Genomic DNA, 10,010 nt, shown 5'->3' with positions numbered 1-10,010 from the left:
TAGCACATGCGATTTTAGTCATTGCAGGGCTAATGATCGTGACCTTTTACTTTAAAGAAACATTTTCAATGACTGGGATTGAACGACAAAAAATGTTGGTCGCCTTTGTTCTGATGTTACAAGGCGTGGTGTTCTTTGTACTTTACTTTCAAATGCCAACGTCACTGAACTTTTTTGCTATTCACAATGTTGATCCAAATTTGTTCGGTTTTCATTTTGAACCAGAGCAATTTCAAGCGTTAAACCCTTTTTGGATTATGATCGCCAGCCCAGTATTGGCAATGCTTTATGGTAAATTAGGCGAGCGCCTCGCTATGCCATTTAAATTTGCAATAGGCATGGGATTTTGCGCACTCTCATTTTTAGTTCTATCGTGGGGAACCGGATTTGCGAATCATCAAGGCATCATCAGTGCAGACTGGTTAGTTCTGAGCTATGCCTTCCAATCCGTTGGTGAGTTACTGGTTTCAGGGCTTGGTTTAGCCATGGTGGCACAATTGGTTCCACAGCGTATGATGGGCTTTGCGATGGGAATGTGGTTTCTTACTTCAGCAACGGCTGCCGTTATTGCTGGATGGGTTGCGAGTTTAACCTCTGTTCCCGATCAGATTACCAGTGCACATGAATCACTTGCTATCTATGGCGATGTATTTGGAAAAATTGGCTATACCACCGCAGGAATCACACTGATTACCTTCTTAATCGCACCAATGTTGACTAAAATATGTCAAGGCAATGTCGAGGTTGAATTAGCACCTGCCGAAGCATAAACCACAGACTGTCAAATGGTTCAAAAGCCTCTTGGATAAGGCTTTTGAACTATTTCTATAGTAAAACTATTTCTATAGTAAAACCATTTCTATGGTAAAACTCTTTCGACGGCCATTATCCACATCGTTGATGGATTAAAGCCGCCATCATCTGAATATGAGCATCCGAATCGTTTAGACACTCGATATAGTTAAAAGCTTCTCCTCCTGACTGAAGAAAAAGATGCTTATTTTCACCTGCTATTTCTTCCAGTGTTTCCAAACAATCAACTGAAAAAGCCGGACAAATAATGTCGATGCGTTTTATTCCTTGTTGAGGCAATTGCTCCATCATTTTATCAGTATAGGGCTGCAACCACTCTTCTTTGCCAAATTGAGATTGATAGGTCATCATGATCTGTTGATCCGTTAATCCGAGTTCTTGCGCCAATAAACGAGTGGTTTGTTGGCAATGTATCGGATAAATATCGCCATTATCAGCATAACGCTTAGGAATACCATGATAAGAGCAGATCAATTTATCGCCTCGACCATTCTGTTGCCAAGCATCACGGACTTTTTCTGCTAACGCTCGGATGTAGAGGGGATGATCATGATAATCTTGAATAAACGTCAGTTCCGGAACAACCACTTGTTGCTTCATCACCTTGGCTAAACCATCAAACACAGCAGCAGTTGTGGTTGCTGAGTACTGGGGATAAAGCGGTAATACAATTATCGAAGAAACACCTTGTTGACATAAAGCCTGCACGCCACGAGCTAGGCTTGGTTCACCATAGGTCATCGCGAGTTCAACCGGAATAGAAAGCTGCTTTTGCAGTTTTTCTTGCTGACGTTTGGCATACACCATCAGTGGCGATCCCTCCTCCATCCAAATGGACTGATAAAGCTTAGCCACTTTCGGAGCGCGCGTTGGAAGAATAATGCCATGTAATAAGGGACACCATAACCAACGGCTTAAGTCCACAACACGCTTATCATGTAAGAATTGACTTAAAAATTGTTTAACGGCTTTTGGCGTTGCCTCTTGTGGTGTTCCTAGGTTTGCCAGTAAAACGCCTAATTGCTTACCATTATGCATAACGTCCATTCCATGTTTACCTTTGTACATCACGACAAAAAGAGTAAAAAAGGCGACCCTAAAGGCCGCCTCGCTCGGTTATATTGGGCAAACGAGCCATTTTATGCGAGTGCTTTTTCGATATCAGCACTGACTTCAGCAACTTGTTTTGTCCCATCAAATTTTAAATATTGCGTGTTACCTGCTGCCGCTTCTTTACCGTAGTAGGCAATAAGCGGAGCGGTTTGTTCATGATAAACCCCTAAACGAGCTCGTACTGTCTCTTCTTTATCATCATCACGTACAACCAAATCTTCACCGGTAATATCATCTTTACCAGCAACTTTAGGTGGGTTGTAAATAACATGGTAAGTACGACCAGAAGCAAGATGCGCACGGCGTCCAGCCATACGCTCAACAATCACATCATCGGCAACATCGAACTCAATCACATAATCAACCTCAATTCCCATCTCTTTCAAACCATCCGCTTGAGGAATGGTACGAGGAAAACCATCAAGCAAAAAACCCTTCTCGCAATCTGGTTGAGCAATGCGCTCTTTGATGAGGCCCAAGATGATTTCATCAGAGACTAATTGACCCGCATCAATCACTGACTTTGCTTGTTTACCAAGCTCAGTACCCGCTTTGATAGCAGCACGTAACATATCACCAGTAGAGATTTGTGGTATACCATATTTCTCCATAATGAATTGAGCTTGTGTGCCTTTACCTGCACCCGGAGCACCTAGAAGAATGATGCGCATGTTTAATCCTCTTTAAGAAAATAATGTTATACCGAAGCTCACAGTACGATGATAGTACGACGATAAGTTTCGGTATAAGGAGACAAATTTGAATTTGCTTAAGCAAAAAGCATGAAAAATCGAACTGACAAATCTGACTATTCAAGAGACTAATTCTATCATAAAAAACGGTCAAAAACGGAATCTAAGACGAAAGAATACCGATCAAAGCCGTTATTTACATTAAGATTTCCTAAGCCCCTTTACGCAGAAACGGTTAGAAAAAACGCAAGCCAACATCACATTGGCTTGCGTTAATGATCATTATTCCACTTTAGTCAGTAGCTGATTGATAGCGGTGACAAATTGAGTTGGATCTTCCATCGAACCACGCTCGGCCAACATTGCCTGGCCCAATAACACTTCCACCCAACGACCAAAGGCTTGTTCATCGGCCTCATCAGCCATATGTTTCACCATCGCATGTTCTGGGTTAATCTCAAAAATATATTTCACATCAGGCACCGCTTGTCCTGCCGCAGCAAGTAACTTGGCCATTTGTGTCCCCATTTCACCATCATCGGTCACAACCACAGCAGGGGTTGACGCTAATTTAAATGTGGTTCGAACATCCTTCACTCGTGTGCCAAGATAGGCTTTAACTCGCTCAACGACTGACTGGAACTCTTGCTCTGTTTCCTTGTGCTTCTCTTTCTCTGCTTCATCCTCAAACTTACTTAAATCGAGGCCCGCTTTCGTGATAGACTGGAACGATTTACCGTCAAACTCGGTTAAATAATTCATCAGCCACTCATCAATGCGATCAGACATCAACAGAACTTCAATCCCTTTTGACTTAAATTGCTCCAAATGTGGGCTATTTTTCGCTGCAAGGTAACTATCAGCAGTGAGATAATAAATAACTTCCTGCCCTTCTTTCATTCGCTCTACATAGGAAGCTAGACTGATCGTTTGCTCTGAGCTGTCAGTATGAGTCGAGGTAAAGCGTAACAACCCAGCAATTTTTTCACGATTAGCAAAGTCTTCAGCTGGGCCTTCTTTCATCACCAGGCCAAATTCTTTCCAGAAAGTTTGGTATTTATCGCTATCATTATTCGCCAAACGTTCTAACATGGTTAAGACACGCTTAGTACATGCATTACGCAAAGACTGAGTAACTTTATTATCTTGCAAAATCTCACGCGATACATTGAGTGGTAAGTCATTGGAGTCAATCAAACCACGAACAAAACGTAAATACGATGGCATAAATTGTTCCGCATCATCCATAATAAAAACGCGTTGAACATACAATTTTAAGCCATGCTTATGCTCTCGGTTGTATAAATCCCATGGTGCTTTGGCTGGAATATATAGCAAGCTCGTATAATCATTTTTCCCTTCAACTTTGTTATGACTCCAAACTAGCGGATCCGTAAAGTCATGAGAAACATGTTTATAAAACGCGTTATATTCATCATCGCTGATTTCTGATTTCGCACGAGTCCATAACGCTTGGGCTTTGTTAATTTGCTCCCATTTAAACTCACCGGTTTCTTTTCCTTCATCATCACGCTCAGGCGTTTGAATATAAACAGGAATACCAATGTGATCTGAATATTTAGAAATGACATCTCGTAAACGCCACTCCGATAAGAATTCTTTTCCTTCTTCGCGGAGGTGCAATACGATATCTGTACCGCGAGTATTTTTTTCTACTGTTTCAACGCTGTACTCTCCCTCACCTTCAGAATACCACTGAACGGCTTGATCAGCAGGTAATCCAGCAGCTCGGCTGCGTACGGTGACCGCATCAGCGACAATAAATGCGGAATAGAAACCAACACCAAATTGTCCAATTAACTGAGAATCTTTTGATTGTTCTTGAGAAAGCTTTGAGAAAAATTCAGCTGTACCTGATTTTGCAATCGTCCCTAGGTGCTCAATCACATCCTCACGACTCATGCCAATACCATTATCAGATATCGTTAAAGTATTCGCGTCTTTATCAAAAGAAAGTTTCACGCCTAGATCGGCATCACCTTGATAGAGATCTGGATTTGATAAAGCTTGAAAGCGTAGCTTATCGGCTGCGTCTGAAGCATTGGAAATCAGCTCTCGTAGAAAAATTTCTTTATTCGAATACAAAGAGTGAATCATCAAATGCAGTAGTTGTTTTACTTCTGATTGAAAACCACGCGTTTCTTTATTGTTGGTTACTGTTTCGCTCATTTTTGCTCCGTTACATCATATCAAACCCTATCAATAAAGCTGAAAAGGGTAGGAAGAACATCGATTTGCTATTAACATGTGGCTCATGAATGTAAATTCAAGGTCAAAAACCATAAAAACACTGTTTTTTTTATTTTTTTTGATTATGCTCTGCTAAGTCTATCGGTCTAAAGACCGTACGAACGCTGTTATTACTGACAAGGTATGTAAATAGAATCAAAAGTTAGAGTAATTCTAAACTGTTTTACAGTCGTGAATTTGCTATAGGGATATGACTGATTCGCTGTTCGATCTCATTTACAGTTCCAAGAGACCCTAATACTAAGTAGGTAAAACCGAACAATGCTCTGCCGTTGTCCGGAAATACCGATTAAAAAAGAAGATCTCATGAGTAAATTCGACACTAAATTCATTCTTGCCAACCGTTTTATTTTCGATCCAACCAGCAACTTATTAGTTGATACGGAAATGGGTGAGGAAGAAATTCGCCTCGGCAGCAACGAAAGTCGCATCCTATTTATGCTGGTTCAACATCCTAATAACGTGATTACTCGTCATGAACTACATAACTATGTATGGCGAGAACAAGGCTTTGAAGTCGACGATTCTAGTTTGACCCAAGCAATTTCGACGCTACGCAAAATGCTGAAGGATTCAACGAAAGCACCACAGTTTATCAAAACGGTGCCTAAACGCGGCTACCAATTGATTGCTCATGTTGACTGTCTCGTATCTGAACCCAACAAAGAAAAATCTAAAACCGCCGAGACATTAACAGAACCAAGCACGATATCATCGAGAGTGGATGAACCCAAAGTCACTCATCACGCCGGTGGCTCAGACACAAAAACGGCCCGCAAAAAATTCCGCTTTGATGTAACCACAACGATTTTACTCATCAGTGCGCTTCTTTTACCGTTGATAACTTATTTACTCACCGCTCCCCCTGCATCGAAATTTCGCCGATTAGCCGTTATTGATGAGGTAACCATCAGTGCACCAGTGAATCATCCTGATCTTTCATCTTGGTTGCCTTCGATTGAAACCTGTGTAAAAAAATATCGCACCATTCATGGTGAAGAGCTCTTTCTCAATCTAAAACAAGTGATTGCGACTGGCGGAGAAAACAACCAATTGATGTTGAATTATATCCATACCACACGATTTTCAGGGAAAAACATCACATTAAGAATTTTTGCCAATACCAACGACACAGAGAAGGTTTGCCAGTGAGGGATATACGCATGATGAAAAAAGTCGCCGCCCTACTCTTTTTAATTTCAGCAATAGCAAGCCTGTGGCTTTATCAACACAGTGAAATTAAACTCGAGAAAATTCTCTGTTCTCGTGAATGGCAATCAAAACTGGTCACATTAATCGAGCACAAATTACCCAACAATGCCGTTGGGCCACTGCATCGGGTCGATGTGGTATCAAATGTCAAATATTTACCGAATGGTAGCTATTTACGAGTATCGACCGTGAAACTGTACTCTGCTGAACAAACCATTGCAGAAAATGTTATTAATATTTCCGAATCGGGACAATGGAATATTAGCAGTAATTATCTGCTTATTTCTCCTACGGAATTTAAGGATATGTCTTCGGCTTATACAAAAGAGTTTACCCCAGAGCAGCTACAACTGATTACCCAATTATTTAAAGTTGATGCTCAACAGAGTCGGCGCATTGATGTAGTTAACGATAAAACCTTACTGCTTACTAGCTTAAGCCATGGTTCAACGGTGCTATTTGGCAATGGATAATTGATGTCAAAGGGGACTTCGCGCCCCTCTGACGTTTAGATCAAATGGATTTGTGCCAAAACGTCTTGCTGAAAGCTGTATACCGTCAAATGTTCTCCTTCCAACAGACCATAGCTAGCAATGCCTTCTTGGCGCGGAAAAGTAACGGATCCGGGATTAAACTGGTAGACTCCCGTTTGTAATTCAGCAAGAGCAATATGAGTATGGCCTTGGACAAACACGTCGCCATGCTGAAGTTGAGGGCGATTGTCTTTTTGATAAAGATGCCCATGGGTTAGAAATAATCGACGACCAGATTCCAGTAACACCCAAGCAAAATCGCTCATCATCGGGAAATCGAACAGCATTTGATCAACTTCACTGTCACAGTTTCCTCTCACCGCAATAATCTGTTGTGCATATTGGTTTAAGCATTCTGCTACCGCTGGTGGGTTATAGCCAGTCGGGACGGGATTTCTTGGGCCATGATTGAGTAAATCACCCAATAAAATTAACGTATTCGCCCCCGATTGAGTAAATGCTTGAATGGTTTTTTCTGTTGCAGGTAATGAACCATGAAGATCTGACGCAATAAATAATTTCATCTGCTACCTCTTAATCGATAATCAAACCATTGTACGTACTTGCAGTGTTCGCGTCATCATTATGGCCAACATCGCCACTCCAGTTGTCGCTTCACATGGAGAAAGCGATAAATCAATGGTAAAAACTTGAACCCATGAAAGGATACACATAAGCTGATGATTACCCAATAGCCATGGTACTCACCACTGTGCAAGGAGAGCTTTATGAAGATACTGATAACAGGCGCTACAGGGCTTATCGGACGAGAGTTGGTAAAACATCTCATGATCCATGATTTAGTGATTCTAAGCCGAGACATTGATCGAGCCAAACAGCAACTGATCCATGTTCATGCGCAAAGCCTCTCTTTTATTAACAACCTTGATGTGCTGAGTAATTTAGATGGTTACCACGCGGTCATTAATTTAGCAGGAGAGCCTATTGCTGATAAACGCTGGACCGAATCACAAAAACAACGTATCTGCCAAAGCCGCTGGTCTATCACAGAAAAATTAGTTGCATTAATTCACGCCAGTACCGCTCCCCCTTCTGTTTTTATCAGCGGCTCTGCCGTGGGTTATTATGGCGATCAACAAGCTCATCCTTTCGATGAGAGCCGCCAAGTACACTCGTCACAATTTCCACATCAAATCTGTGCAAAGTGGGAACAAATTGCCCGAAGAGCACAAACCGAAAGAACACGAGTCTGTCTATTGAGAACAGGAATCGTCCTTTCAACAGACGGCGGAGCGCTAATGAAAATGCTGCTTCCCTACCGTTATGGGCTAGGTGGACCAATAGGCAAAGGCGATCAATACATGCCTTGGATTCATATTATCGATATGGTCAGAGCCATCACTTACTTATTAGAGACAGAACATGCTCACGGCGCTTTTAATCTCTGTGCGCCACATCCTGTCACAAACCGAGTATTCAGCCGATGCTTAGCGTCGACACTGAAACGTCCTCATCTATTATTCACCCCTAAATGGGCGATACGCTTACTGATGGGCGAAGCAAGCATTCTGCTTTTTGACAGCATCCGATCCAAACCGAAAAAATTGACTGAACTCGGTTTTCAATTCACGTATTCACGACTTGAGCCCGCTCTCAAACAGCTTCTTCAACATCATCATTAATGGATAGGTTATGACCCGATCAATTCTTATTACCGGCTGCTCATCAGGTATTGGTTATATGGCCGCGCTAGAGCTTAAGCAGCGAGGTTATCACGTCATTGCATCTTGCCGTGATCATCATGATGTTCAACGCTTACAAGCACTAGGGCTTACCTGCATTCAGTTAGATTTAGCTGATGAAAGAAGTATTAAATCTGCTGTCAAAATGGCATTAACCCTCTCCAACCATCAACTCTACGCCCTATTTAATAATGGAGCATATGGTCAACCAGGAGCCTTGGAAGATTTACCCACCGAAGCATTACGGGCTCAATTTGAAAGTAATTTTTTTGGATGGCATACATTAACCACACTATTACTGCCCCATTTTCGTCAACAAGGTTATGGCCGAATTATTCAAAATAGCTCTATTTTAGGCTTTGCAGCCATGAAGTATCGAGGTGCTTATAACGCCTCAAAATTTGCCATAGAAGGCTGGACTGACACATTACGCCTAGAGTTGGCCGGTTCAAACATCCACATTAGCTTACTAGAACCTGGGCCGATTAATACTCAATTTAGAGCCAACGCATTACAAGCCTTGACCAACTGGATTAACATCGATTCATCTATTCATCATCAAGCCTATCAACAGCAAATTTCACGTCTCGCGAATGAAAAGTCCAATCATCCATTTGCACTTCCAGCACACGCTTGCCTTGCTCCATTACTCCATGCTTTAGAAGCCAAGCGACCTAAACTTAGGTATCGAATCACCTTTCCGACCAAATTGTTTGCGATTCTCAAACGAGTATTACCAGGCAGAACCCTTGACAAATTGCTCAATAAATCAGCATAAATGGTATTTTGTCATTAATTCGTCATGTTTTTTCGCCATAGTCACCAATACATTCACAAAGACATTGAGTATCGCCCAATGACATTAAATCAATGGAATTGGCTCGGTGTCATAATTACTTTGGCACTGCTAATTCTTTTTTAACCTTTGCTTACTGCTACTTAGCACCCATCAAAACCTATTCATGTCTTTGATGGGTGCTCTAATACTTAAGGTCTATTGCCCCTAGAAAACGCTAACAATCTTATGTCACACCTTGAGATTTATCGCGCGCTCCCCCATGTTTGGTTTATATACATAGCCATAAGGAATCACCATGCATTCAGCTCATAGTATCGATGTTACTCAACACAATTTCCGCGACGTATTAGCAGACTCGGTGAATCAACCTATTTTATTTTATTTCTGGGCCCCAATGAGTGACGAAAGCGCCCAACTTGTTCCACAATTACAACAACTTGCTCAACAGTATGAAGGCGCATTCCAGTTGGCAACTTTAAACTGTCAAGAAGAGCAACAGATTGCCGCTCAATTTGGCATTCAGGCATTGCCAACTTTAGCCCTATTTGTCAACGGGCAGCCAGTTGATGGGTTGAGTGGGTTACAGTCAATCGAAACCATTAAAGAGATGTTAGCTCGTCACTTGCCAAGTCAAGAAGAGCGTACGGCACAACAAGCACTACAACTGGTCAGCGAACAGCAATATGCGCAAGCCTTACCTCTGCTCATGGCACTTGATGAACAATGGCAAAATAAGGGCGAAATCAAACTGGCTCTAGCCGACTGTTTATTGGCAAACCGACGATTCGATGAAGCAAAAGAACGTTTATCAGCTATCCCTTTGGAATATCAAGATAGCTATTACAAACGGTTAATCGCCCAAGTGGAACTGTAC

The 10,010-nt window shown here is 41.9% G+C and carries 10 protein-coding genes; 6 read left to right on the top strand and 4 right to left on the bottom strand.

The annotated features are described in order from the left end of the window. The coding region (locus tag B7C60_RS19325) for an oligopeptide:H+ symporter (protein ID WP_245869438.1) at window positions 1–770 on the top strand (770 nt) is incomplete at its 5' end. Between the two features lie 115 nt (window positions 771–885). Here the strand turns inward: B7C60_RS19325 and hemH are convergent. From hemH to htpG, 3 genes are all read right to left on the bottom strand, one after another. Beyond that, window positions 886–1,851: a ferrochelatase gene (hemH, locus tag B7C60_RS13400; protein WP_099612101.1), complete on the bottom strand. Its 966-nt coding sequence runs from the start codon at window positions 1,849–1,851 to the stop codon at window positions 886–888. A 101-nt stretch (window positions 1,852–1,952) separates the two neighbouring features. Beyond that, window positions 1,953–2,597 (bottom strand): adenylate kinase, encoded by a 645-nt coding sequence (gene adk, locus B7C60_RS13395; protein ID WP_099612100.1) that lies wholly within the window; start codon window positions 2,595–2,597, stop codon window positions 1,953–1,955. Between the two features lie 303 nt (window positions 2,598–2,900). After that, window positions 2,901–4,808, bottom strand: coding sequence for a molecular chaperone HtpG (htpG, locus tag B7C60_RS13390; RefSeq protein ID WP_099612099.1), 1,908 nt, complete (start codon window positions 4,806–4,808; stop codon window positions 2,901–2,903). A 387-nt stretch (window positions 4,809–5,195) separates the two neighbouring features. Here htpG and B7C60_RS13385 point away from each other — a divergent pair, with 387 nt between their 5' ends. Further along, complete coding sequence (locus B7C60_RS13385) at window positions 5,196–6,041, top strand: winged helix-turn-helix domain-containing protein (RefSeq protein WP_099612098.1); 846 nt, start codon at window positions 5,196–5,198, stop codon at window positions 6,039–6,041. 11 nt (window positions 6,042–6,052) lie between these two features. Further along, complete coding sequence (locus B7C60_RS13380) at window positions 6,053–6,574, top strand: regulatory protein ToxS (protein WP_099612097.1); 522 nt, start codon at window positions 6,053–6,055, stop codon at window positions 6,572–6,574. Between the two features lie 35 nt (window positions 6,575–6,609). On the opposite strand, the gene yfcE is transcribed toward B7C60_RS13380, so the two are convergent. Beyond that, window positions 6,610–7,158: a phosphodiesterase gene (yfcE, locus tag B7C60_RS13375; RefSeq protein ID WP_099612096.1), complete on the bottom strand. Its 549-nt coding sequence runs from the start codon at window positions 7,156–7,158 to the stop codon at window positions 6,610–6,612. Between the two features lie 204 nt (window positions 7,159–7,362). Between yfcE and B7C60_RS13370 the strand changes: the two genes are divergently transcribed. From B7C60_RS13370 to B7C60_RS13360, 3 genes are all read left to right on the top strand, one after another. Beyond that, window positions 7,363–8,277, top strand: a complete 915-nt coding sequence (locus tag B7C60_RS13370; protein WP_099612095.1) for a TIGR01777 family oxidoreductase — start codon at window positions 7,363–7,365, stop codon at window positions 8,275–8,277. Window positions 8,278–8,287: 10 nt separating this feature from the next. Continuing rightward, window positions 8,288–9,115, top strand: coding sequence for an SDR family oxidoreductase (locus tag B7C60_RS13365; RefSeq protein WP_099612094.1), 828 nt, complete (start codon window positions 8,288–8,290; stop codon window positions 9,113–9,115). A gap of 316 nt (window positions 9,116–9,431) precedes the next feature. Next, on the top strand, window positions 9,432–10,010 hold a 579-nt coding region (locus B7C60_RS13360; RefSeq protein WP_245869435.1), incomplete at its 3' end, for a thioredoxin domain-containing protein.

This window comes from Vibrio fujianensis (assembly GCF_002749895.1).
In the GTDB taxonomy this organism is placed as follows: domain Bacteria; phylum Pseudomonadota; class Gammaproteobacteria; order Enterobacterales; family Vibrionaceae; genus Vibrio; species Vibrio fujianensis.
Note: the sequence above shows the minus strand (reverse complement) of the source record. Positions and strands in the feature narration are given on the sequence as shown.